This window comes from Arthrobacter sp. E70 (assembly GCF_058266945.1).
In genome coordinates this window covers 129,861-152,271 of the sequence record NZ_JBYQFR010000011.1, presented here as the reverse complement: position 1 = coordinate 152,271, position 22,411 = coordinate 129,861, and the positions used below count along the sequence as shown (strand labels likewise).

Sequence of the window (22,411 nt, the reverse complement as noted above, 5' to 3'; positions counted from 1 at the left end):
CTAGCCCTGCGGCTTCCCGAAGCTGCGCAGCCGCAGGGAGTTGGCAACCACCAGTACCGAACTGGCAGCCATCGCACCGCCCGCGATCATGGGGTTGAGCAGGCCCAGGGCGGCCACCGGGATGCCCACGGCATTGTAGAAGAAGGCCCAGAACAGGTTGGCCTTGATCGTGGCCAGGGTGCGCCGGGACAACTCGATGGCCTGTGCCACCTGCGCCAGGCCGTTGCCCATCACAGTGAGGTCCGCCGCTTCGATGGCGACGTCCGTTCCGGACCCCATGGCGATGCCAAGGTCAGCCTGCGCCAGGGCAGCCGCATCGTTGACGCCGTCCCCGGCCATAGCCACGGTGGCGCCCGTGGCCTGCAGCTTCCGCACCGCCTCAACCTTCCCCTCCGGCAGGACGCCGGCGTAGACATCCTCCGGAGCGATTCCGACGGCGGCAGCCACCTGCGCGGCGACGGCAGCGTTGTCTCCGGTCAGCAGGATCGGCCGCAGGCCCAGCGCCTTCAGGCGGGCAACAGCGGCAGCGGAACCGTCCTTCACGGTGTCGCGCAGGCTGATGATGCCGGCAGGTTTCCCGTCCACCGCCACGCAGATAGCCGTGGCTCCGGAGTCTTCTGCCGCCGCGAGGGCTGTCCGTTGGCCAGGCTCCGGGGTGATGCCGTTCTGCTCCAGCCAGCCGAGGCGGCCTGCGAGGACGGTCCTGCCCTCCACGGTTCCCGACACGCCGCCGCCCGGCGCGGACCCGAAGCCCTGCACGTAAGGCAAGGCGCCGCCGTCGTCCGCTGATTCCCCGGCGGCGGCCGCTGCGATGGCGCGGGCCACCGGATGCTCCGAGGCGGCCTCAACGCTGCCGGCAAGCCGGAGGACGTCCCGCTCCTGGAAGCCGTCGAATGCCACCGTGCTGTCCACGGCGAGGACCCCGGTGGTCACAGTCCCGGTCTTGTCGAGCAGGATGGTGTCCACGGTCCGGGTATCTTCAAGGACCTGGGGGCCCTTGATCAGGATCCCCAGCTGGGCCCCGCGCCCGGTGCCGGTCAGGAGGCCCACCGGGGTGGCCAGGCCGAGGGCGCAGGGGCAGGCGATGACCAGGACGGCGACGGCGGCCGTGAAGGCCTGCTGCAGGTGTCCGCTTCCGGTGGCTGCACCGGGGAAAAGGAGCCAGAGGACGAACGTCACCGCAGCGATGGCCAGGACCACCGGAACGAAGACCGCGCTGATCCGGTCGGCGAGCCGGGCGATGGGTGCCTTGCCGGTCTGGGCTTCGGACACCAGCCGCGCCATCTGGGCCAGGGTGGTTTCGGCGCCCACCCGGGTGGCCCTGACCAGCAGGCGGCCGGAAGTGTTGATGGTGGCGCCGGTGACCCTGCTGCCCGGCCCCACCTCGACCGGCACGGATTCGCCGGTGACCAGGGAGGCGTCCACGGCGGAGTTGCCATCGATGACGACGCCATCGGTGGCAATCTTCGCGCCCGGGCGCACCACCAGCACATCGTCCACCTGCAGCCGGTCCGCGGGAATGGTCACCTCACCGCCCGGACGCAGCACGGTGGCATCCTTCGCTCCCAGGTGCAGCAGGGCCTGGAGGGCATCGCCGGCTTTCTGCTTGGCGTTGGCCTCCAGGTACCTGCCAAGGAGCAGGAAGGTGGTGACCACTGCTGCCACTTCGAAGTAGAGGCCGCCGGTTTCCATGCCTTCCATGCCGGGGTGCTCGGTCATCCGGGGATCGGCTGCCAGTTGCCAGGCGGAGAACAGGTAGGCGGCCGTCACGCCGATGGACACCAGGGTGTCCATCGTGGAAGCCAGGTGCCGGGCGTTAATGGCCGCCGCCCGGTGGAATGGCCAGGCGGCCCAGGTGACCACCGGAAGTGCAAGGACGGCTGCGGCCCATCCCCAGTTGGGAAACTGGAAGGCGGGGAGCATGGAGACCAGGAACACCGGGACCGTCAGCACTGCGGCGACGATCAGGCGCGGGCGGAGTTTCGTGGCGGGGACCGCTGCCGCTGCAGGTGCCCTCTCTTCGACGGGTGGGTGCGGCGTGCGGACGCTCGCCTTGTAGCCCGCCGCGTTGACCGTATCCACCAGCTGCTCGTCGGTGATGCCTGCCGGGGCGGTGACGTAGGCGGACTCCAGCGGCAGGTTGACGGTGGCGGCCACGCCGTCAAGCTTGCCGAGTTTCTTCTCCACGCGGTTCACGCAGGAGGCGCACGTCATGCCCTCGATATCGAGTTCCACCACCCTGGTGCCGGGCGGATGCAGTAGTTCCTGGTGGGTCATGTCAGCCTCCGTGTCGATTGGTTCCTCCGGGTCGAGCGCGGCTAGGCCTCGCTGGCGACCACGAGGTAGCCCGCCTCCGCGACTGCCTCGCCGATCTCCGAAGGTGCGAGATCCTTGCTGGACGTGATGGTGACGGTGGAGATGGCTCCGGCGTTCAGCTCGACGTCCACCGCTTCAACGCCTTCCAGGGCTTCGAGTTCTTCGGTGACCGCCGAGACGCAGTGGCCGCAGGTCATGCCGGAAACGCTGACGGTTGTGGTGGTGGGGGAGGTGGTGCTCACGGATTTCTCCTTCATTCAAAAGCCGGCGGTTGCCGGCTGCGGGTGGTGGGTTTCAGCGGAGCAGCCGGCCAATGGCGTCGGCTGCTTCCTTGACTTTGGCGTCGATGGCTTCGGCACGGGCCTCCGGGTCCGGTTCGGAGGCCGCACCCACCACGCAGTGGCCGATGTGTTCCTCGACGAGGCCAAGGCTGACCGCGTGCAGCGCCTTGGTGACGGCGGAGACCTGGGTGAGGATGTCGATGCAGTACTTATCCTCATCGACCATGCGGGCAATGCCGCGCACCTGCCCCTCGATCCGCTTCAACCGGCGCAGGTAGGCGTCCTTGTTGCCCGTGTATCCGTGCTCCGCCGCTTGGTGCTCCTGCACCGGCACGGCTCCGGCCGGCACGGCTGCTTCTTCGGTAGTGCTCATGCAGTCAACTTATACCCCACGGGGGTATGGGCGCAAGTACCCCCTAGGGGTATGGCGCCGGTCCACTTTCACTGCAGGCATCGGGGCACAAAAAAGCTCCGGAGTGCGTTATTGGGGGATACGCACTCCGGAGCAGCTCTTGGGCATTTCCGGCTTCCACTGCGGGTGGTCCGGGCCTGCTGGATTTAGCTTACGGGTTGGCAGCGCGGTCCGCCAGCACCGCGAATAACTACTTTCGCTTTACTTTCGGAAGCCTGGGAGAAGGTCGTTCCCAGGGCCGGACGGGGGTGCAGGCTGGTCAGCGCCGGTCCTGAGGGGCGGCCTTGTGGTAGGGAACCACCAGCACCGGCCTGCTTTGGTGGTGGCTCAGCCAGGCGCCGACCGACCCGTTCAGCGCCTCTGACAGGCGGTGGGAAAAACCGCGTTCGGAGGTTCCCACGATGATCATTGGTGCTTCCACTTCCGCCGCCAGCCGGCCCAGTGACCGGGCGGGATCACCGGTGAGGGTGCGGAGCGTCCACTCGACCGCCGGGCCTCCGGGCGCCGCCGCCTGCAGTGCATTCCGGATTTGTGCCTCCAGCCCCGTGGTCAGGGTTCGAAGCTCCTCGACTCCTGCGTCCCGACGCAGCGACAGCCGGTGCGCGGAGCGGGCCGGGTCCCAGTCCACCAGGTAGCTGGCTTCATCCACATAGGCGCACACCATCGGCGCCCCCAACCCGGCAGCAAGCCCGGCCGCGGTCTGCAGGACTTCCGGGTGCTGCCGGGGCATGATGCCCACCAGCAACGGCTTGCCCTTGAACTGATCGGATGTCATGACGCCCATTTTCCGCCCCGGGGGGCTACGTGAACAGGTGCTTCAGCGCTCGCGGCTAGGAAGCAGAAGGGTATGCGGTTACTACTACGTTCCTGCCCCACGGGTCCTCCGTGAAGCAGCTGATGAGGACCAGCCGGTTGGGCACCATGTCCCAGACGGGGCTGTCCTTGAGGCTGGATTTGTCGTAGGTACTGACGCTTTCCACGCGGTACCTGATGGTGCCGGAAGCCGTAGCGACGTCGAACTGGTCGCCGGCGGCAGCGGCCGAACTGAGGTGGTTAAAGGGTGCATCCGCGCCTTCCCAGCTGTGGCCTATGACGTAGGTGGTGTTGCCGGACCCGCTGCCAGGGACGCCGAAGGCGGTCAGCCAGTAGCCGTCCTTCGTGGCGGGTGGCTCGATGGTCCGGCTTGACTGGGCGGCGACATCGACGTCCAGCGGGTGGACAGCGACGTCAAACGCGGCGGACGGGTAGTAGATGCTGACGGGTGGTGCGGCCGGTGGGAGCACCGCTTCAGGCGCTGTCCCCTGGCCGGCGGCGGCGCTCCCTGCGGCGGCCAGGCCCGCGGACGCTGCGTCCTCCACGGGTGGAATGGTGGCGGCCGGAGCAGCCGCAGTGAAGCGGGGGCTCGCTGCCGCCCGGGTATCCGGCGGTGCAGGCTGCGGATGATGGAACAGGGGAGCACCGAAGGTGAACAACAGAAAGGCGAGCACGCCGCAGAAAAGGATTGCGAGGTCGCCGCGGTTCCAACGGCGCCAGCGCCGGGATTGGGCAGCCGCGTGCTTGCTGCGTTCCTTGGACATCGTGCTCCTGACGCCTGGGGCGGGAGGTGGAAGGAAAGCGCCCTGCCGGGCACTGGCAGGACGCCTTCCTTGTCTACGGGCCACGCGTGGTGGCAGTTTGGCGCCCTAACCGGCGGTGTGAAGCGGGCGGGACCTGCGGCGGACGGCCACCGCCGCGCCCGCGGCAGCCAGGGCACCCACGCCGGCGAGCCAGGCGGGTGCGGCCTCCTGGCCGCCTACCGCGGTCTGGGCGTTGTATCCCTCGTTCGTTCCCACGACGGCTTGTGCGGCCGGGGCCGCTGCTGCCTTCTGCGCGGCCGGAGCCTTCTGTGCGGCGGGCACCTGGGCGGCAGGAACCTGCGCGGCTGGCTGCTGGGCCGGTGCTGCCGCTGGTTCAACAACCGCCGCCGGAGACTCGGCCGGTGCGGCCTCGACCACCGGAGTTTCCGCAGGCGGGGACGCAGGGGAATCGACGACGGCGGGCGGCTCCTCGGCAGGCGGCGTCACCGGAGGGGTGGCCGGAGGCGTGACGACGACGGGTGGAACCACCACGGCCGGAGCCTGGCAGCCGTTGCCGAAGATGTCCTTGCCGGTGCCCCAGTTCAGGCCGTCCGGCATCCCGGGCCCCGGCGGAATGATGTCATCGGCATGCTTGTCGTGGCCGCTGAAGCCGGAGCCGTGGATGCTGACAGTTACGTAGCCGGTCCCCATCGCGTGGCAGAAGGTGGTGTTGTTGGCATCTGCGATGGCGGGCGCTGCGACGGCCAGTGCCGCCAGGCCCACTGCGCCCATTGTTGCCATGGTGCGTTTCATGGTTTTCTCCCCAGGTTTTTGTGAAACGGACCCTGCAGGCGGGGGCGGCGGCGGTTGTGCCGTGTGCCCCAGCAACACGGTCAGCTTGCTTGAGGTTTCAGGCTAGGGGCGCCGCCGGGAGCAGTCGCGAGTAGGGAATACTCGTCTTTTCCGGGGCCCGAAAGGGGCCGGTTACTTGCCGGTACCCTAAACCCCGCGGCGGCTACCTGTTCCTGCCGGCCGGACCTTGTCCACCACCTTGCCCGCGCCTAACGTTGAAGGTGACGGAAGGCGGGTGGCTCGTGGAAATTTTCATGTGGTGGCTGGACCTGGACCTCCCCACCAAGGAGTGGCTGCGGGAGAACCTCTATGCGGAGGAATTGCCCCTGGCAGTGCTGCAGGGCATTGCAGAGGCCGGCGGACCGCACCCGGACAATCCGGCCGCGGCGCTGACCACCGCGGACTGGGACTTCATCCAGACGCAGTCCGAGTTCGTGGATTGACTGCCTGCTGCGGATAGGCCCTGAAAACCGTTGCGGGCGGCCCGCAGCGGTGGTTGCATGGTGCGCATGGCAACGGCGGCGAACTTCCTCCTGGCAATTGGCACCAAAAAAGGACTGTGGCTGGCTACCAGCCAGGACCGGCGGGAGTGGTCCTTCACCGGGCCCCACTTCCTGATGTCGGAGATTCCCAGCATTGGCATCGACACGAGGCAGGGCCGCACCCGGATCATGGTGGGAGTCAGCAGCCCGCACTGGGGGCCGACGGTCGCGCATTCCGACGACCTGGGCGCCACCTGGACGGAGCCCGAGCAGGGTGCCATCACGTTCCCCGAGGACACCGGCGCAGCGCTGGAACGGGTATGGCAGATCTACCCGGACGCCGGTTCACGCCCGGGAGTGGTGTGGGCCGGAGCCGAACCCATTTCCGTGTGGAAGTCCACCGACGGCGGCGAACACTTCGAGCTGAACCGTGGCCTGTGGGACCATCCGCACCGCAGTGAATGGGGTGCCGGCTACGGCGGTGCGGCGGCCCACTCGATCGTGGTCCATCCGGACGGGCAAACCGTGCACGTCGCCATGAGCACCGGCGGCGTCTACCGTTCGCTCGATGCCGGCGCCTCCTGGGAGGCGCGCAACCACGGGATCTCCGCCTACTTCATGCCGGACCCGAACCCGGAATTCGGCCAGTGCGTCCACAAGATCGCCGCGGACGCGGCTGTGGACGGCCGGCTGTACGCCCAGAACCACCACGGCGTCTACCGCACCGACGACAACGCGGACACGTGGACGTCGATTGCGGAGGGCCTCCCCGCCGACTTCGGATTCGTGATGCTCGCCCATCCCCGCCGGGCCGGTACCGCCTGGGTGGTTCCGTTGAAGGCAGACGGCGAACGCATTCCGCCGGACGGGAAGCTCGCCGTCCACCGGACGGAGGACGCCGGCGAAACCTGGACACGGCTCAGCACCGGGCTGCCGGAGCGTGAATACAACAGCGTCCTGCGGGATGCGGCATCGGTGGATGCGGCGGAGCCCGTGGGGGTGTACTTCGGTACCCGGGGCGGAAGCGTCTATGCCAGTGCGGATGAGGGCGGATCGTTCGCGGAGGTGGCGTCCCACCTGCCGGGCATCCGGTAGGCCTTGGACAGGCCGCTGAAGGTCAGGCAGCAGACGTCCTCTGCCACAGCAGCGGTGTGGATATGCTTGGCGTCTTCGTACAGCACCTTCTCGTAGATCTCGTCGGAGAACAGGACCAGGTTGTGCTTCCGCGCCAGGGCCGCGAACTGTTCAAGGATGTGGCGCGGGTAGACGGCGCCGGTGGGATTGTTCGGGTTGATGATCACGATGCCCTTGGTGCGGCTGGTGATCTTTGCTTCCACATCGGCCATGTCCGGCCACCAGTTCTCCGCCTCATCGCAGAGGTAGTGCACGGGCTTGCCGCCGGTGAGGGTCACGGCGGCAGTCCACAGAGGGTAGTCCGGGGCGGGGACCAGGATCTGGTCGCCGTTTTCCATGAACGCCTGCAGGCACATGGAGATCAGTTCGCTGACGCCGTTGCCGATCACGATGTCCTCGACCCCGATGTTCATCAGGCCGCGCGTCTGGTAGTACTGCGAGATCGCTGTCCGCGCGGTGAAAATGCCCTTCGAGTCGCTGTATCCCTGGGCGCCGCGCAGGTGGTGGATCATGTCCACCACCACCGACTCCGGTGCCTCCAGCCCGAACGGCGCCGTGTCCCCCAGGTTCATCTTCAGGATCCTGTGCCCCTCGGCCTCCATGTTTTTGGCTGCCTGGAGGATGGGTCCGCGGAGTTCGTACCGGACGTTCTGGAGTTTGCTGGAGTGCTGCATGGCGTGCATGGTTGATTTTTTCACACCCGGACGACGACGGCGCCCCGGCTGCAGTTCCGCCGCAGGCCATAGCGGGCCGCGGGTAACAAACGAAGCGCTTCGGCAGAAATATTGGCGCCGCCAGCGGGCATTTCCGGGACCGTGTGCCCTCTGCTGCGATGCCCACGCTGGCATGGTGCAGGGCATCCACCGTTGAAAGTACGGCGCCCGTTGCACGGCAGTGGACTTCCGCGTCGCCGTATGAACCGTCTTGAAGCTCCGATACCCGGTTGCCTTACGTTCCGCTGCGCCATGTGTCGCCCGGCGGCACAACATGCAGCAAAGCGTCCGCGCACTACGCCGCAAGGACTTCTGTTAGCCCCGTTTTCCCGCCATTGCCTGCCGTTTCCCGCCATTAAGCCGCCGCTTCTGCCGGTGGTTCTTCTCTGTTCTAGTGGTTGCCACGAGCCGGACGGTCCGGATCCACCCGAACTGCAGAAAGACCCACAACCATGAAAAACCGACACCTGCCCGCACGAACTATCCGCACCACAGGCACGGCATTTGCCATGGCTGTGGCCGCGGCAGTCACGCTGGTGCTCTCCGGTTGCGGCGGTCCGGCAACGGCACAACAGGCCGGGAGCGACGGCGGTGCCGAAGTGAAAACGGTCCGGTACCAGGGTTCGCCCAACACGGTAGCCCTGGTGGAACTGGCCGAAGACCTCGGTTACCTGGGCGACGTCAAGCTCGAATGGGTCAGTAACACCACCAGCGGGCCGCAGAGCATCCAGTCCGTGGCCACCGACCAGACGGACATCGGCGGAGCATTCACCGGTGCCGTGATCAAGCTGATCGAGGCCGGTGCGCCCGTCAAAGCCGTCATCAACTACTACGGCGAGGACAAGGAGACCTTCACGGGATACTACGTGGAGGAAGGCAGCCCCATCCGGACCGCAAGGGACCTGATCGGCAAGAGGATCGCTGTAAACACCCTTGGCGCCCACCACGAAGCCGTGATTACCACGCACCTCAAGAACAGCGGCCTGACTCCCGAGGAAATCAAGCAGGTGCAACTGGTGGTGGTTCCGCCGAACGAAACCGAAGTGGCCCTGCGCAAGAAGCAGGTCGACGTCGGCACGCTGGGCGGAGTGCTGCAGGACCGTGCGCTCGCGGAGGGAGGCCTGCGTGCGCTCTTCACCGACGTCGGTGTCATCGGAGGACCGTTTGACGCCGGGCAGTACGTCCTTCGCAATGACTTCCTGGCCAGGAATCCGGAGACCAGCCGGACGCTGGTCACCGGGGTGGCCAAGGCCATCGAATGGCAGCGGAGCACCCCGCGGGAGCAGGTGATCGCCAAGTTCGAGGAAATCATCGCCAAGCGGGGCCGAAACGAGAGCACCGAGGCGCTGAAGTACTGGAAGAGCGTGGGCGTTGCCTCGCCGGGCGGGTGGATCCAGGACACCGATTTCACCCGCTGGGGCGGCTACCTGAAGTCCGCCGGGATCATCAGCGGTGACCTCGATACCTCCAGGCTCTACACGAACGGGTTCAACCTGCTGGACACTCCGGCGCCGGCCGCAACCCCGAAAGGATAGACGATGACCCCCAAGATCAGCCTTCGAAACGTCACCAAGGAATTCAGTATCAGGCCGGGCAAGGGAACTGGCCGCCGCCAGGGGGAGCCCTCAGTCCTCACCGCCATCGGCAGCCTCAGCCTGGATGTCGCGGCCGGGGAGTTCCTCACCCTCGTGGGCCCCAGCGGTTCCGGCAAGACCACGCTCCTGGACCTGCTGGCCGGGCTCTCCCGCCCCACATCGGGAGAGGTCCTGGTGGACGGAAAGGAAGTGACCGGACCGGGACAGGACCGGGCGGTCGTCTTCCAGCAGTACGCGCTGTTTCCCTGGCGGACGGCGTCGGCCAACGTTTCCATGGGCCTTGAGAACACCGGCCTGTCCAGGAAACAGCGGGCGGCGAAGGCCAGTGAGTTCCTGGACCTGGTGGGCCTTGCCGGGTTCGGGGACCGGTATCCGCACGAACTGTCCGGCGGTATGAAGCAGCGCGTGGCCATCGCAAGGAGCCTCGCCTATGAGCCGGACGTTCTGCTGATGGACGAGCCCTTCGCCGCCCTTGACGCCCAGACCCGTGAACAGCTCCAGGACGAGCTCCTGCGGATCTGGAAGGCGACAGGCAAGACCATCGTCTTCATTACCCACGGGATCGACGAAGCGGTGTACCTCGGCCAGCGGGTGGCGGTGCTGAGCGCCCGGCCGGGAAAACTCAAGGAAATCGTGGACATCAACATCCCCGACCGCGACGGCGACGCGGACATCCGCTCGCACCCCGCCTTCGTGGAACACCGCCACCAGGTGTGGTCCCTGCTGCACGACGAAGTCCGCCTCGCCCAGGACTCCGGCCACCGGAAGATCCTGCCGGACGGCACCGCACCCGATGAACAGCCCCTCGAAAGGAGCGCAGCCTGATGAGTACAGTGTTGACCCGCCCACAGGAGGCGCCTGCCGCCGTCGGGCCCTCAGCAGCCGTGCCCCCGGCGGAACGCCGGAAGGCGGGCAAAATCTCCTACGTGGCACACGCAGTGGCCCGCGCCGGCTGGAAATCCCTGGCCGTACTGCTGTTCCTGGCCCTTTGGGAAGTGGGGCCGCTGTACCTGGCCAGCCCCTCCACGCGGGTGTTCCTGCCGCCGCTGCACGAAGTCATCGCCGCCGGTGCCAGGCTCGTGGAAGCCGGGCAGCTGCAGAGCCATCTGCAGGCCAGCCTTACCCGCTCGGTGTCCGGCTTCGGGATTGCAGTGGTCACGGCTGTGGTGCTGGGGCTCCTGATCGCCTGGTACGGCTGGTTGAATTCATTCCTCAACCCGCTCCTGGAACTTTTCCGGAACACGGCCACCCTGGCCCTGCTGCCGGTATTCACCCTGCTGCTGGGCATCGGCGAGGAATCCAAGATCACCATCGTGGCCTACGCCGCGTTCTTCCCGGTGCTGCTGAACACGATCGCCGGCGTCCGGACCGTGGACCCGCTGCTCATCCGTGCCGCCAAGTCCTTGGGGCTGAACAGTTTCCGGCTCTTCCAGAAGGTGATCCTGCCGTCTGCGGTCCCCACGATTTTCACCGGGATCAGGATGGCCGGGACATCGTCCATCCTGGTCCTCATCGCCGCGGAAATGGTGGGCGCCAAGGCCGGGCTGGGTTACCTGATCGTCAATTCGCAAATGAGCTTCCTGATCCCGGACATGTACGCCGGCATCCTGACCGTCTCCGTGCTGGGCCTCGCCGTCAACGCCCTGCTCGTGGCGCTGGAGCGGCACTTCTCCCGCTGGCGCACCGCCGTCGGCTCCGCATCCTGAACCCAACCCACCTGAACTGCCCTACTGAACTGCAAAGGAAGATCCAATGACCGTCATCACCGAAACCAAACTCCAGTTCACCAAGCTGAGCGCCCGCATCGGTGCGGAAATCCGGGGCCTGGACCTTAGTGGCGACCTGTCGCCGGACACGGTGGCGCAGATCCGTGCTGCACTGAACACCCACAAAGCACTCGTGTTCAGGGAGGCCAACGTCCGCACGGATGAGGACCAGGTGCGGTTCGCCAGCCACTTCGGCCCGCTCACCAAGGCCCACCCCACGGTCGCGTCGGTGGACGGCAAGCCGGCGGTCCTGCCGGTGGACAGCGAAAACGGGAGTGCGAACAACTGGCACACTGATGTCACGTTCGTCGTGAACCCGCCGCAGGCCTCCACCCTGCGCAGCATCACCCTGCCGGCTTACGGCGGCGAAACCCTGATCGCATCCTCGGCCGGCGCCTACCAGGACCTGCCCGGGGAACTGCGGGACTTCGCCGACACCCTGTGGGCGATCCACACCAACGACTACGATTACTCCGTCCCGAAGAACCTGGAACATGCCAACGCCGACGAGCGGCGCAAGGAATTCACGCGCATCCACTTCGAATCGGCCCATCCCGTTGTCCGTATCCATCCGCTGACCGGTGAGCGCGGGCTCTTCATTGGCGGGTTCGCCCAGCGGCTCCGGATTGTTGGCTTGTCCAACACCGAATCCAAGGACATCCTGCGCCTCCTGCAGGCCTACGTGACCAGGCCGGAGAACGTGGTCCGCGTGAACTGGGAGCCGGACCAGCTGGTCCTGTTCGACAACCGCATCACCCAGCACTACGCGCCGGACAACTACGACGGCCAGCCCCGCCAGCTGAACCGCGTCACCATCGCCGGCGACGTCCCCCGCGGAGTGGACGGCCGCAGCAGCACCCCCATCAAGGGCGACTCGTCCGCCTACTCGGAGACCGTCGTCGTGCCTGGAATTTCCCAGGCGCCGGCCTTCGCGGCAGCCGGGGCAAACCAGTGAGCGCGCCGGAAAGCCGCCCACGGCAGCTGCACCTGAACGCCTTCCTGATGAGCACCGGCCACCACGAGGCATCGTGGCGGCTGCCGGAGAGCAACAGTTTCGCCGGCACGGACGTCAAGCATTTCCAACGGCTGGCCCAGACTGCGGAGCGCGGAAAGCTGGATTCAATCTTTTTCGCGGATTCACCGGTGCTGCACGGGAATGTGTCCCAGCGGCCCTACGCCAGCCTGGAGCCGACCGTCCTGCTCGCGGCCATAGCGGCCGTTACCGAGCGGATCGGGCTGATCGCCACCGCTTCCACCACCTACAACGAGCCGTATAACCTGGCTCGGCGCTTCGCCTCGGTGGACCACATCAGCGGAGGCAGGGCCGGCTGGAACGTGGTGACCACTGCTGGCGACGCTGCAGCCCGGAACTTCTCACTGGCCGGCCAGCCGGCACACTCGCAGCGGTATGAGCGGGCCGCGGAATTCCTGGACGTGGCGCAAAAGCTTTGGGACAGCTGGGAAGACGGCGCCGTTGTGGCGGACAAGGGCGCCGGAGTGTGGGCAGACAGTTCCCGGGTGCATGCGGCCAACCACGAGGGAAAGCATTTCCAGGTGGAAGGCGCCTTGGATGTTCCCAGGTCCGTCCAAGGCCGCCCGGTCATCGTCCAGGCCGGCTCCTCCGAGGACGGCAAAGAGTTCGCATCCCGGTACGCGGAGGCGGTATTCACCGCCCACCAGACCCTCTCCGATGCGCAGGACTTCTACGCTGACCTGAAGAGACGGACGACGGCGGCTGGCCGGGACCCGGAATCCCTGAAGATCCTGCCCGGCATTGTTCCCGTCATCGCCGACTCCAGGGCCGAAGCGATTGAGTTGGAGCGCGAGCTGGACGAACTGATCCTGCCCGAACACGCGCGCAGGCAGCTCGCCACCGTGCTGCGGGTGGCACCTGAATCCCTGAAGCTGGACGCCCAGCTTCCGGCAGACCTCCCGTCGGAGGACGAGATCGAGGGCGCCAAGAGCCGGTACACGCTGATCGTGAACCTCGCGCGCCGTGAACATCTCACGGTGCGCGAGCTCATCGGCCGGCTGGGCGGCGGCCGCGGGCACCGGACGTTCTCCGGCACCCCGGAGCAGGTGGCTGACGCCCTCCAGGAATGGTTCCAGTCGGGGGCGGCCGACGGGTTCAACATCATGCCACCGGTGTTGCCCTCCGGGTTGGAGATTTTCGTGGACCAGGTGGTCCCCATCCTGCAGGACCGTGGCCTGTTCCGGAGCGAATATACGGGACGCACACTGCGTGAACACTACGGACTGCCCATACCGGCCAACTCGCACAGCCGGCTGCTGCAGCCTGCCTAATCCTGGCCAAAAGGTGCCCCGCCCTTGCTGAATCAGCAAGGGCGGGGCACTTTCCTTTGGTACGTCAGCATGGCGCCGAAGGCCCCGTCAGGGGCGGACGCCTGCAGCGCGTGGCCGCCGCCTGCCGCGTGCTAGGCCTCCCTGGCGTGGGTACCTGCCGAGTGCTGCTCCACCAGCAGGCTCAGGCGCTCCGAACTGAGGCGCAGCGCTTCCAGTTCGCGACGGCTGTATTCATCAATCGTGCGGTGCATCAGCTCCGGGAGGTCTCCGGCTGCCGCCCCATCCACCTCGAACTCGTGGGTGAGGGTCACCTCCGAGTTGCCATCCGCACGGAGGATCGCCCAGCTGCCGCCGAGTTTCAACAGTGGGTGCTCCAAACCGACCTGCCGGAATTCGGCGCGGTGCCCGGCAGCATCGAAGAGGCGGTGGCAGCGGCTGGAGTTCAGGGCACCGTTGGCCACGAAGGACGTGCGGATTTCATGCTCGGCGTCATCGCCGCTGACCCGTTCGGAGTAGACGGTCACGCCGTCCAGGAACGGCCAGTGGGAGGAATCACGCAGCACGGTGAAGATCAGGTCGGCCGGGGCCTTGATGGTAAGCCGGTGAGTAGTCCGCTGCGTAGTCAACGACACGTGGTACACCTCCTGTAATGTGCTGGGCTTTTTAGCAATCTAGGCCAGCCGGGCACAGCACGGGGGATTTCCGTCCTCCTGCGTCACGGCACGAAATCCGCGGTAACACTTGGCCCCGTCAGGGGGCATTCCTGGTCGCTGGATGAAGCCCGGCGGCCCCGCGTTGCGCAAGGGGTCGGCAGGTGTCAGCCGGAGTTGAGGCGTGGATGCCGGGGTGGTTGATTGGGGTCACCCGCCTTTGAAAGGACACCCATGACGGACCAATTCGACCTCAGTCCCCGCCGCCTGCGTCACATTATGGGGCACTTCGCCACGGGCCTGACGGTGATCACAGCATCGACCAAGGCCGGGCCGGCCGGCATGACCTGCCAGTCGTTTTCGTCCCTTTCGCTGGAACCGGCGCTGGTGTCCTTCAGCCCGGCGCGCACGTCCACCACCTGGCCCCTGCTGCGGGCAGCGGGCCGGTTCGCGGTCAATATTCTCCCTGCTGAACACCAGCATCTGGCGGCCCAGTTTGCGCGCTCCGCTTCGGACAAATTCGCTGGAGTCGACCACTCGCCGTCGCCGCTTGGAAGCCCGGTCCTGGACCAGGCCCTGGCGTGGGTGGATTGCGAGCTCGAGCAGGAGTACGACGGCGGCGACCACACCATCGTTGTGGGCGCAGTCCGTGCCCTGAGTGCCCGGGCCGGCGCAGACCCCCTGGTCTTCTTTAAGGGTGCCTACGTAGGCCTCGGCTCCCGGCCGGGCACTCTGGAGAGCGTGGCATGACCTGAGCCGGGCGTCCCCGCTCGGGGCGCGCCGCCTACGGTGCCAGCCTGTCGCCTTTGCGGTGCACCCGGAACCAGCGGTAGCCGTAACGCCCCAGTTCCACCTGGAAGCTGCCGTCGGACTCCAAGGGTGCGTTGCCGCCGTCGAACAGGTCCAGCAGCATGGCGTCCCGGTATGCCTGGCGCGGACCGTCCTCCGGCCCCACCTTGCCGCTGACCTTCACCGTGTCCTCGCCGAAGTTGTGCAGCAGAACCAGCGTCCCGCCGTCGGAACTGCACGTGTGGGCGAACACGGCAGGTTCAGGCTGGTCAATGATGTCGAACGCACCCCACCCCAGCTCCGGCGCCTCGCGGTACCGCGCTATCAGGGTTGCCATGAAGTTGAACAGCGACTCCGGGTCCCGCTTGCCCGCCGCAGCGTTGACGTTTTCCGGACCGTACTCGCCCCGCACCAGGGGTGCCACCAGGTCCGATGCCTTGGCGCTGGAGAAGCCGCCGTTCTTTTCGTTGTTCCATTGCATTGGCGTGCGGACAGCTGCCCGGCTTTTCTGCCGGAGGTCCTCGCCCATGCCGAGTTCCTCACCGTAGAAGAGCACAGGTGTGCCGGGGAGGGAGAACATCAGGGAGTACACCATCCGCAGGCGGTCCTGGTCCCCGCCCAGCATCGGCGGCAGCCTCCGCCGCAGGCCCCGGCCGTAGATCTGCATGTTCTTCTCCGGCCCGAACGCGGCAAAGACTTCCTGGCGCTCACCGTCGCTGAGCTTGTCCAGGGTGAGTTCGTCATGGTTCCGTACGAACATGGCCCACTGGTTGTCCGGGTGGATGGGTGGGCGGCTCTTGAGGGTCTCCGCCAGTGGCCGCGCGTCCTGCCGGGCCAGGGACAGGTAGATGTGCTGCATGGACATGAAGTCGAACTGCATGTTCAGCTCATTGCCCTCCGGGCCGCCGAAGTACTCCAGCTGCTCCTTGTAGGGCAGGTTCACCTCGCCCAGCAGCACGGCGCTGCCGTTTCGCCGGCTGACGAAACTGCGCAGCGCGGTGAGATAGCCGTGCGGGTCGATGTTCGCGGCCCGGTCCTTGGGCTCGCCCCGGGTCTCCAGGAAGAACGGCACGGCATCGAGCCGGAAACCGTCCAGCCCCAGTTCCAGCCAGAGTCCCATCGCCTTGGCGATCTGGTCCCTCACCTGCGGGTTGGTCACGTTCAGGTCCGGCTGGTACTTGGCGAACATGTGCAAATACCACTCGCCGGTGGCCTCGTCCTGCGTCCAGAGCGAGTTCTCCTCCCCGGGGAACACCACTTCGGAGGAGGTGTCCGGGGGAGTGTCCTGCCGCCAGACGTAGAAGTCGCGGTAGGGGTTGTCGGTCGATTTCCGGGCTTCAACGAACCAGGGGTGGTGGTCGGAGGTGTGGTTCACCACGAAGTCCGCGATGACCCGCAGTCCGCGGTCCTTGGCGGCGCGGATGAACTCCACCAGGTCACCCAGGGTGCCGAGCCGTGGATCCACGGTGAAGAAATCGGTGACGTCGTAGCCGTCGTCCCGGTCCGGCGACGGGTAGAACGGCATCAGCCAGATGCAGGTCACGCCCAGGGCGGCGAGGTAGTCCACGCGCTGGGTGAGGCCGGCGAAATCGCCGGCTCCGTCGCCGTCGTCGTCAAAGAACGTCTCCACGTCCAGGCAGTAGATAACGGCGTTCTTCCACCACAGGTCGGAGGTCTCGGCGATCCTCATGCGGACGCGTCCGACGCCGGGTTGGCGGCCGCCGCTGCCAGTTGCGGTTCCGCGGGGCTGCTTTCGGGGGTGTGCAGTTGCGGGAGCACCTCCGCGGCGAATGCGTCGATGAAGGGCGCCTGCTCCTGCCCCACGAAGTGCAGGTACAGCTCCTCGAAGCCCAACTCCACGTACTCAGACAACCACTCAACGTGCCGGGCAAGACTGGCCGAGACGTTGACCGAGGCCCGGACCTGTTCCTCGCGCACATGCTCGGCGACGCCGTCGAAATGCCCGGCGGTGGGCAGGTCCCAGGGGATGGGCGGGGCGAACGTGTTGGTGCGCCACTGGTCCAGGCCGATGGCGGCCGCCTCCTCCTCGCGCTTGGCCCAGGACAGGTGGACCTGCAGCACCGCCTTCCCCCTGCCACCGGCCTCCCGGTACGCGGCCAGCATGTCCCGAAGCTTGGGTGCGGGCTGGTTGATGGTCACCAGCCCATCCGCCCAGGCCGCCGCCCTCCTGGCAGTGTCCACGCTGATGGCGGGCGCAATGAGCGGCGGCGGGGAATCGGGCACGTCCCAGATCCGGGCCTGCTCCACGGTCACCAGGCCCCGGTGGGTGACCTCCTCGCCGCGGTGCAGGCGGCGGATCACGTCCACGCACTCCTCCAGCCGGCGCTGCCGGACGTCCTTCGGCGGCCAGGCGTCACCTGTGACGTGCTCGTTCATGTTCTCGCCGCTGCCGGGGGCAAACCAGAACCTGCCCGGGAACATCGAAGCGAGCGTCGCTGAGGCGTGGGCGATGATGGCCGGGTGGTAGCGCTGGCCGGGCGCGGTCACCACCCCGAACCGAAGGCCGGTGGTGGCCAGTGCCGCGCCCAGCCAGGACCACGCGAAGCCGGAGTGTCCCTGCCGTGCGGACCACGGCTCAATGTGGTCCGAGCACATGGCCGCGTCGAAGCCCGCGCGCCCGGCGTGCTGGACGTCCTTGAGCAGCTGGCCGGGGCTGATTTGTTCGTGTGAGGCGTGGAAGCCGACAGTAACCATCGTTAACCTCTACCGTCCGGGCAGGCGCCGTGTCGAGGGTCCCGGGTTTTTCCGAGTCCGGACGCGCCGTGACGCGCCTGCCCGCACTTGTCGGATAAGTTTGTGACTTGTACTACTGCGCTTAGCCGAAGGCGTGCGCGGCAGCGGAAGTGGAAGGAAGTACCTCTCGTGGGCGGTGTGCTGATCGGGCTGGCCGTGATCGGCGTCGTCATTGCGGTGGGCTATGTTGCCGCGCGCTGCGGGCTGGGCGGCGAGTCCACCATTTCTGCGCTGACCAGGACAGCCTTCTTCATTACCAACCCGGTGCTGCTCTTCACGGTGGTGCTCAAATCCGACCTGTCCGTGGTCTTTTCCGCCTACGTTCCGCTTGCCATGATCACGGCTGCGGTCACCGCGCTGCTGTACGTCGCGGCCAGCCGGATCTGGTTCCCCCGGCCCCTGGCCGAAACGGCGGTAGGGGCCATGGCGGGTTCCTACGTCAACGCCAACAACATCGGCATCCCCATCACGCTGTACGCCCTGGGGGACGCCACCCCCGTGGCCCCGGTGCTGCTGGTCCAGCTCCTGCTGTTCGCTCCGCTGGTTTTGACCCTGCTGGACTTTTCCGCGGCCGGCCGGTTCGCGCCCCGCCTGATGTTGACCCAGCCTTTCCGAAACCCGATGATCATCGCCTCGCTGCTCGGCGTGGTCCTTGCCGCCTTCCACGTGCAGCTCCCCGCCCCCGTGATGGCGCCCTTGACGCTCCTGGGCGGTGCCGCCGTCCCCGTCGTGCTGCTGGCCTTCGGCATGTCGCTGCACGGAACCAGGATGCTCCGAAGCGGCGGCCACACAGCCGAAATCCTTACTGCCACGGCACTCAAGTCCGCTGTGATGCCGGCGGCGGCGTTCGTCGTCGGACGCTTCCTGTTCAACCTGGACCACCGCATGCTCCTGGGCGTGGTGCTCATGGCTGCGCTGCCGTCGGCCCAGAACGTGTTCCTCTTTGCCAGCCAGTACGGACGGGGTGTCGCAGTGGCGCGCGAAACCATCCTGCTCTCCACCGCGGCGGCCGCCCCGGTGCTGGTGCTGATTGTCTGGCTGCTGGCCGCCTGAACCGGCTGCCCGGGCGCGCCGCCCTACCGCCCTCACACCTGCCGGGCAAGAATGGGCTCATGGAACTTCCCGTCATGCCGCCCGTCCCGCCCATGCTCGCCAAGGCCGTCAGCGGCATTGACGGCATTCCCGGGGGCGGGAGCCTCAGCTATGAGCCCAAATGGGACGGCTTCCGGTCCATCATCTTCCGCGACGGCGAGGACCTGGAGATCGGCAGCCGCAACGAAAAACCCATGACCCGCTACTTCCCGGAACTCGTCGCCGCACTCAAGGAAAACCTGCCGCCGCGCTGCGTGGTGGACGGCGAGATCATCCTGGTGGGCGCTTCGGGCGACCGCCTCGACTTCGACGCCCTGCAGCAGCGCATCCACCCCGCCGCCAGCCGCGTGAAGCTGCTGGCCCAGCAGACACCGGCCAGTTTCGTTGCCTTCGATCTCCTGGCCCTGGGCGATGAGGACTACACCGCGAAGCCCTTCAGTGAGCGGCGGGCGGCGCTCGAAAAGGCGCTCGCAGCGAGCAAGGCACCCGTCCACCTGACGGCCGCCACCACCGACAAGGACACCGCGGCCCAGTGGTTCGAGCAGTTCGAGGGGGCCGGGCTGGACGGCATCGTGGCCAAGCGCCTGGACGGCAGGTACGAGCCGGACAAGCGCGTCATGTTCAAGGTCAAGCACGAGCGCACGGCCGATTGCGTGGTGGCCGGCTACCGCCTGCACAAGAGCGGGCCGGACGCCGTCGGTTCCCTGCTGCTGGGCCTGTACAAGGACGACGGCGGCCTGGCCAGCGTGGGTGTCATTGGCGCCTTCCCGATGAAGAAGCGCCAGGAGCTGTTCGAGCAGCTGCAGCCGCTGGTAACGGACTTCGACAACCACCCCTGGGCCTGGGCCAAGCAGGAGGAAGGCGAGCGGACCCCGCGGAACGCCGAGGGCAGCAGGTGGAGCGCCGGGAAGGACCTGTCCTTCGTGCCGCTGCGCCCGGAACTGGTGGTGGAGGTCCGGTACGACCACATGGAGGGGGAGCGGTTCCGCCACACGGCCCAGTTCAACAGGTGGCGCCCGGACCGGGACCCAGAGTCCTGCACTTACGAGCAGCTGGAGGAGCCGGTGAACTTCGACCTGGCTTCGGTGCTGGAGACCGGCCGGGGTTAGGGGCGCCGTGCATTCCTGCCCGATTGCTGCTGCCCCGCCCGGTGCCGTGGCATGGAAAAAGCCCGCCACCCCTGGATCTTCCAGGAGGTGGCGGGCTTTCCCTGTTAAGTAACCGGGCAGGAACGTACGCGCTGGAGGCCTACTTCAGGCCGAGCTCCTTGGTGGGGGTCCGGAAGGACTCCTTGGCGGTCAGGGCCGAGACTGCTGCAACGGCGCAGATGATGGCCGTGAAGATGCTGATCTGCACCCAGCCGCCGGGCTTGATGCCGCCCATGGCCGCCACGATCGCCGGGGCGAACCCTGCCATCAGGAAGCCCAGCTGCGTGCCGATGGCCAGGCCGGAGAAGCGGACCTTGGTGCTGAACATCTCGGCGTAGAAGGACGGCCAGACGGCATTGGCGGCCGCGTAACCGCCGGAGAACATGCCGATGGCGGCCAGGAACATCAGCGGGACGCTGCCGGACTCCAGGCTGAGCAGGAACACGGGGGTCAGCACCGCGCTGGCCAGGGCACCGTAGATGAAGACGGGCTTGCGGCCGATCCTGTCTGCGAGCATTCCGAAAAGCGGCTGCGTGCCCAGGGCCACCAGGTTGGCGCCCACCACCAGCCACAGCGTAGTGGTCCCGTCCACGCCGGCTACGGTCTTGGCGTAGCTGATGGCGAGGGTGCCGAAAACCGTGGAGACGGCGGCGATGAAGGCGCAGCAGATGACGCGCAGCACGTCGCGCCAGTGGCCCTTGAGCAGGTCGGCAACCGGGAGCTTGGCGATGTCCGCGTTCTTCCGGGCTTCCTCGAAGGCGGGCGGTTCGTGCAGGGTGCGCCGGATCAGGAATGCCACCACAACGACGGCGGCACTGAGCCAGAACGGGATGCGCCAGCCGATGCCGAACTTGATCTCGTCCGGCAGGGCCAGGACGGGGATGAACACCAGGGCGGCGAGGATTTGCCCGCCCTGGGTGCCGGTGAGGGTCCAGGAGGTGAAGAAGGAGCGGCGGTTGTCCGGAGCGTGCTCCAGCGTCATGGAGGAGGCGCCGGCCTGCTCACCGGCGGCGGAGAGGCCCTGGCAGAGGCGGGCCAGCACCAGCAGCGCCGGAGCCCACCAGCCAACCGTGTGGAAGTCCGGGAGGCAGCCGATGACGAAGGTTGAGGCACCCATCAGCAGCAGGGTGAACATCAGGACCTTCCGGCGGCCCACCCGGTCACCGAAGTGGCCCAGGATGATGGCGCCGATGGGCCGGGCCACGTAGGCGAACCCGAAGGTTGCGAAGGACATGATGGCGGCGTTGGCATCGGCGTTGGGGAAGAAGACCGTGGGGAAGATCAGCGCCGCGGCGGAACCGAAGATGAAGAAGTCGTAGTATTCGACGGCGCTGCCCAGGAAGCTGGCGAGGGCCGCCTTCTTGGGCGTCCCGGCAGAGGTGAGGGCACCCGCCCCGGTAGACGGAAGTGTCTGGCTCATGGTGTTCCTTTGGTGTGACGACATTGTCGCGGATGGATCTGGGGGTCGCAGCCGCCGCTGCCTTGGTGCGGGCGGGGCGCGATGCGGCTGGAGTCCGGAAGAGACCCGGCGTTAGTAGCCACATGGTGGGAGCTACTTGCGCGATACAGAAACTATGACTGTGAGGGCAGTCACCTGTCAAGAAAATAATCACCATCTAGAAATAGCTCTCACATTGTGGCAACATCGAACCATGAGTGTGAACCGAACCACAGTGGCCAATGAAGAATCCGCTGTTGCTGTCACTGCCGCCGCAGAGCCTGTGAATGCCATGCCCCCGGAAGCCAGGGTGGGCGCACGTCCCGCCGAGCGCACGGACATGGTGGGCAAGGCCCTGGGTCTTCTGGTCCTCCTGGGTGAGGAGCCGCGCGGCGCCAGTGCCGCGGAGATCTCCCGCCGCGCAGAACTGCCGTTCAGCACCACATACCGGCTGCTCGGGTCGCTGACCCGCGACGGCTTTGTCGACTACGAGCCCGACGGGCGCCGGTACCACCTCGGCCTGCGGATCTTCCAGCTGGGCCAGCGGGTGTCAAACCACCATGGTTTCGCCGGGACCGCCATGCCGATCCTGCGCAGGGTCACCGAGCAGACCGGCGAGGCCACCATCCTCAGTGTCCGCGACGGCCTGCACCACCTGACCGTCAGCAAGGTGGACGGGCCCCAGACCTTCCGCGTCACCAGCGATCCCGGCCACCTCGGCTCCCTGTCCACCACCGCCGTGGGCAAGGCCCTGGTGGCATTCGCCGAGGATGGTGAGCGGGAGCGCCTGCTGGATGAACTTCCGCTGGAGCGCCTGGCCGAGAAGTCGATTACGAACCGCGACGCCTTCCGGGCGGAGATCGAGGAAGTGCACCGGCGCGGGTATGCCGTCATGGATGAGGAGAACGAAGCCGGCATGCGTGCGGTGGCGGTGCCCGTGCTCAACAGCCAGGGCCATGCTTTTGCCTCCCTTGCCACCGCGGTACCCGTCTTCCGCATGGGCCTGGAGGAGCTCGAGGCCCACGTCCCGGTCTTGCAGGAGGCCGCCGCCGAACTGGCCGCACGCCTCCCGCAGCGCGGCTGAGGACCGGCAGTCTTCCGTACTGCGTTCGTATCACGAACAGTAGTG

At 67.0% G+C, this 22,411-nt stretch carries 21 protein-coding genes and 1 pseudogene; 11 read left to right on the top strand and 11 right to left on the bottom strand.

Going from position 1 to position 22,411, the window contains the following annotated elements:
- The 6 genes from AC3IMC_RS15250 to AC3IMC_RS15225 form a co-directional block, all read right to left on the bottom strand.
- Positions 1 to 2,277: a heavy metal translocating P-type ATPase gene (locus tag AC3IMC_RS15250; RefSeq protein WP_490919407.1), complete on the bottom strand. Its 2,277-nt coding sequence runs from the start codon at positions 2,275 to 2,277 to the stop codon at positions 1 to 3.
- Between the two features lie 41 nt (positions 2,278 to 2,318).
- Complete coding sequence (locus AC3IMC_RS15245) at positions 2,319 to 2,558, bottom strand: heavy-metal-associated domain-containing protein (protein WP_486416216.1); 240 nt, start codon at positions 2,556 to 2,558, stop codon at positions 2,319 to 2,321.
- 52 nt (positions 2,559 to 2,610) lie between these two features.
- Positions 2,611 to 2,970, bottom strand: coding sequence for a metal-sensitive transcriptional regulator (locus AC3IMC_RS15240; RefSeq protein ID WP_490919405.1), 360 nt, complete (start codon positions 2,968 to 2,970; stop codon positions 2,611 to 2,613).
- A 298-nt stretch (positions 2,971 to 3,268) separates the two neighbouring features.
- The gene (locus AC3IMC_RS15235) at positions 3,269 to 3,784 is read right to left on the bottom strand and encodes a universal stress protein (protein WP_490919403.1); all 516 of its coding nucleotides are present in this window, start codon (positions 3,782 to 3,784) and stop codon (positions 3,269 to 3,271) included.
- A 55-nt stretch (positions 3,785 to 3,839) separates the two neighbouring features.
- Complete coding sequence (locus AC3IMC_RS15230; RefSeq protein WP_490919402.1) at positions 3,840 to 4,586, bottom strand: class F sortase; 747 nt, start codon at positions 4,584 to 4,586, stop codon at positions 3,840 to 3,842.
- Positions 4,587 to 4,691: 105 nt separating this feature from the next.
- A complete protein-coding gene (locus tag AC3IMC_RS15225; protein WP_490919400.1) occupies positions 4,692 to 5,378 on the bottom strand; it encodes a hypothetical protein in 687 nt (228 codons plus the stop codon).
- 281 nt (positions 5,379 to 5,659) lie between these two features.
- Here AC3IMC_RS15225 and AC3IMC_RS15220 point away from each other — a divergent pair, with 281 nt between their 5' ends.
- Positions 5,660 to 5,860 carry a hypothetical protein gene (locus tag AC3IMC_RS15220; RefSeq protein ID WP_221384371.1) on the top strand — a complete coding sequence of 67 codons (201 nt, stop codon included), beginning with the start codon at positions 5,660 to 5,662 and terminating at the stop codon, positions 5,858 to 5,860.
- A 57-nt stretch (positions 5,861 to 5,917) separates the two neighbouring features.
- Entirely contained in the window at positions 5,918 to 6,994 is a 1,077-nt protein-coding gene (locus tag AC3IMC_RS15215) for a WD40/YVTN/BNR-like repeat-containing protein (protein WP_490919399.1), read from the top strand.
- Here the strand turns inward: AC3IMC_RS15215 and AC3IMC_RS15210 are convergent.
- Positions 6,979 to 7,716: pseudogene (locus AC3IMC_RS15210) on the bottom strand (aminotransferase class I/II-fold pyridoxal phosphate-dependent enzyme); the annotation flags it as partial. The gene AC3IMC_RS15215 and the pseudogene AC3IMC_RS15210 sit on opposite strands and share 16 nt — an antisense overlap.
- A 482-nt stretch (positions 7,717 to 8,198) precedes the next feature.
- Here AC3IMC_RS15210 and AC3IMC_RS15205 point away from each other — a divergent pair.
- The 5 genes from AC3IMC_RS15205 to AC3IMC_RS15185 are packed head-to-tail and all read left to right on the top strand — an operon-like array spanning position 8,199 to position 13,411.
- Positions 8,199 to 9,281, top strand: coding sequence for an ABC transporter substrate-binding protein (locus AC3IMC_RS15205; protein ID WP_490919398.1), 1,083 nt, complete (start codon positions 8,199 to 8,201; stop codon positions 9,279 to 9,281).
- Between the two features lie 3 nt (positions 9,282 to 9,284).
- Entirely contained in the window at positions 9,285 to 10,166 is an 882-nt protein-coding gene (locus AC3IMC_RS15200) for an ABC transporter ATP-binding protein (RefSeq protein ID WP_490919397.1), read from the top strand.
- A complete protein-coding gene (locus AC3IMC_RS15195) occupies positions 10,166 to 11,047 on the top strand; it encodes an ABC transporter permease (RefSeq protein WP_490919396.1) in 882 nt (293 codons plus the stop codon). Before AC3IMC_RS15200 ends, AC3IMC_RS15195 begins: the two co-directional genes overlap by 1 nt.
- Before the next feature lie 46 nt (positions 11,048 to 11,093).
- The gene (locus tag AC3IMC_RS15190; protein ID WP_490919395.1) at positions 11,094 to 12,062 is read left to right on the top strand and encodes a TauD/TfdA dioxygenase family protein; all 969 of its coding nucleotides are present in this window, start codon (positions 11,094 to 11,096) and stop codon (positions 12,060 to 12,062) included.
- Positions 12,059 to 13,411 (top strand): LLM class flavin-dependent oxidoreductase, encoded by a 1,353-nt coding sequence (locus AC3IMC_RS15185; RefSeq protein ID WP_490919394.1) that lies wholly within the window; start codon positions 12,059 to 12,061, stop codon positions 13,409 to 13,411. Before AC3IMC_RS15190 ends, AC3IMC_RS15185 begins: the two co-directional genes overlap by 4 nt.
- A gap of 131 nt (positions 13,412 to 13,542) precedes the next feature.
- Here the strand turns inward: AC3IMC_RS15185 and AC3IMC_RS15180 are convergent, their stop codons facing one another.
- Positions 13,543 to 14,043: an SRPBCC family protein gene (locus tag AC3IMC_RS15180; protein ID WP_490919392.1), complete on the bottom strand. Its 501-nt coding sequence runs from the start codon at positions 14,041 to 14,043 to the stop codon at positions 13,543 to 13,545.
- A 252-nt stretch (positions 14,044 to 14,295) separates the two neighbouring features.
- On the opposite strand from AC3IMC_RS15180, the gene AC3IMC_RS15175 reads away from it, so the two are divergent.
- Positions 14,296 to 14,811, top strand: coding sequence for a flavin reductase family protein (locus tag AC3IMC_RS15175; protein ID WP_490919391.1), 516 nt, complete (start codon positions 14,296 to 14,298; stop codon positions 14,809 to 14,811).
- Between the two features lie 34 nt (positions 14,812 to 14,845).
- Here the strand turns inward: AC3IMC_RS15175 and AC3IMC_RS15170 are convergent, their stop codons facing one another.
- The gene (locus AC3IMC_RS15170) at positions 14,846 to 16,540 is read right to left on the bottom strand and encodes an alpha-amylase family protein (protein ID WP_490919390.1); all 1,695 of its coding nucleotides are present in this window, start codon (positions 16,538 to 16,540) and stop codon (positions 14,846 to 14,848) included.
- Complete coding sequence (locus tag AC3IMC_RS15165; protein ID WP_490919389.1) at positions 16,537 to 17,565, bottom strand: TIGR03885 family FMN-dependent LLM class oxidoreductase; 1,029 nt, start codon at positions 17,563 to 17,565, stop codon at positions 16,537 to 16,539. The genes AC3IMC_RS15170 and AC3IMC_RS15165 overlap by 4 nt, the downstream gene beginning before the upstream one ends.
- Before the next feature lie 168 nt (positions 17,566 to 17,733).
- Between AC3IMC_RS15165 and AC3IMC_RS15160 the strand changes: the two genes are divergently transcribed.
- Positions 17,734 to 18,657 carry an AEC family transporter gene (locus AC3IMC_RS15160; RefSeq protein ID WP_490919388.1) on the top strand — a complete coding sequence of 308 codons (924 nt, stop codon included), beginning with the start codon at positions 17,734 to 17,736 and terminating at the stop codon, positions 18,655 to 18,657.
- Positions 18,658 to 18,716: 59 nt separating this feature from the next.
- Positions 18,717 to 19,805 carry an ATP-dependent DNA ligase gene (locus tag AC3IMC_RS15155; RefSeq protein ID WP_490919387.1) on the top strand — a complete coding sequence of 363 codons (1,089 nt, stop codon included), beginning with the start codon at positions 18,717 to 18,719 and terminating at the stop codon, positions 19,803 to 19,805.
- A 139-nt stretch (positions 19,806 to 19,944) separates the two neighbouring features.
- On the opposite strand, the gene AC3IMC_RS15150 is transcribed toward AC3IMC_RS15155, so the two are convergent.
- Positions 19,945 to 21,264 carry an MFS transporter gene (locus tag AC3IMC_RS15150; protein WP_490919386.1) on the bottom strand — a complete coding sequence of 440 codons (1,320 nt, stop codon included), beginning with the start codon at positions 21,262 to 21,264 and terminating at the stop codon, positions 19,945 to 19,947.
- Between the two features lie 232 nt (positions 21,265 to 21,496).
- On the opposite strand from AC3IMC_RS15150, the gene AC3IMC_RS15145 reads away from it, so the two are divergent.
- Complete coding sequence (locus tag AC3IMC_RS15145) at positions 21,497 to 22,366, top strand: IclR family transcriptional regulator (protein WP_490919385.1); 870 nt, start codon at positions 21,497 to 21,499, stop codon at positions 22,364 to 22,366.
- The last annotated feature ends 45 nt before the right edge of the window (positions 22,367 to 22,411 follow it).

Bases quoted from the DNA above. Each gene is read 5' to 3' on its own strand.
- AC3IMC_RS15240 (WP_490919405.1), bottom strand. From the start codon at position 2,970: ATGAGCACTACCGAAGAAGCAGCCGTGCCGGCCGGAGCCGTGCCGGTG.
- AC3IMC_RS15150 (WP_490919386.1), bottom strand. From the start codon at position 21,264: ATGAGCCAGACACTTCCGTCTACCGGGGCGGGTGCCCTCACCTCTGCC.
- AC3IMC_RS15195 (WP_490919396.1), top strand. From the start codon at position 10,166: ATGAGTACAGTGTTGACCCGCCCACAGGAGGCGCCTGCCGCCGTCGGG.
- AC3IMC_RS15155 (WP_490919387.1), top strand. From the start codon at position 18,717: ATGGAACTTCCCGTCATGCCGCCCGTCCCGCCCATGCTCGCCAAGGCC.
- AC3IMC_RS15165 (WP_490919389.1), bottom strand. From the start codon at position 17,565: ATGGTTACTGTCGGCTTCCACGCCTCACACGAACAAATCAGCCCCGGC.
- AC3IMC_RS15205 (WP_490919398.1), top strand. From the start codon at position 8,199: ATGAAAAACCGACACCTGCCCGCACGAACTATCCGCACCACAGGCACG.
- AC3IMC_RS15230 (WP_490919402.1), bottom strand. From the start codon at position 4,586: ATGTCCAAGGAACGCAGCAAGCACGCGGCTGCCCAATCCCGGCGCTGG.
- AC3IMC_RS15215 (WP_490919399.1), top strand. From the start codon at position 5,918: ATGGTGCGCATGGCAACGGCGGCGAACTTCCTCCTGGCAATTGGCACC.
- AC3IMC_RS15235 (WP_490919403.1), bottom strand. From the start codon at position 3,784: ATGACATCCGATCAGTTCAAGGGCAAGCCGTTGCTGGTGGGCATCATG.
- AC3IMC_RS15190 (WP_490919395.1), top strand. From the start codon at position 11,094: ATGACCGTCATCACCGAAACCAAACTCCAGTTCACCAAGCTGAGCGCC.
- AC3IMC_RS15170 (WP_490919390.1), bottom strand. From the start codon at position 16,540: ATGAGGATCGCCGAGACCTCCGACCTGTGGTGGAAGAACGCCGTTATC.
- AC3IMC_RS15200 (WP_490919397.1), top strand. From the start codon at position 9,285: ATGACCCCCAAGATCAGCCTTCGAAACGTCACCAAGGAATTCAGTATC.
- AC3IMC_RS15145 (WP_490919385.1), top strand. From the start codon at position 21,497: ATGAGTGTGAACCGAACCACAGTGGCCAATGAAGAATCCGCTGTTGCT.
- AC3IMC_RS15175 (WP_490919391.1), top strand. From the start codon at position 14,296: ATGACGGACCAATTCGACCTCAGTCCCCGCCGCCTGCGTCACATTATG.
- AC3IMC_RS15225 (WP_490919400.1), bottom strand. From the start codon at position 5,378: ATGAAACGCACCATGGCAACAATGGGCGCAGTGGGCCTGGCGGCACTG.
- AC3IMC_RS15250 (WP_490919407.1), bottom strand. From the start codon at position 2,277: ATGACCCACCAGGAACTACTGCATCCGCCCGGCACCAGGGTGGTGGAA.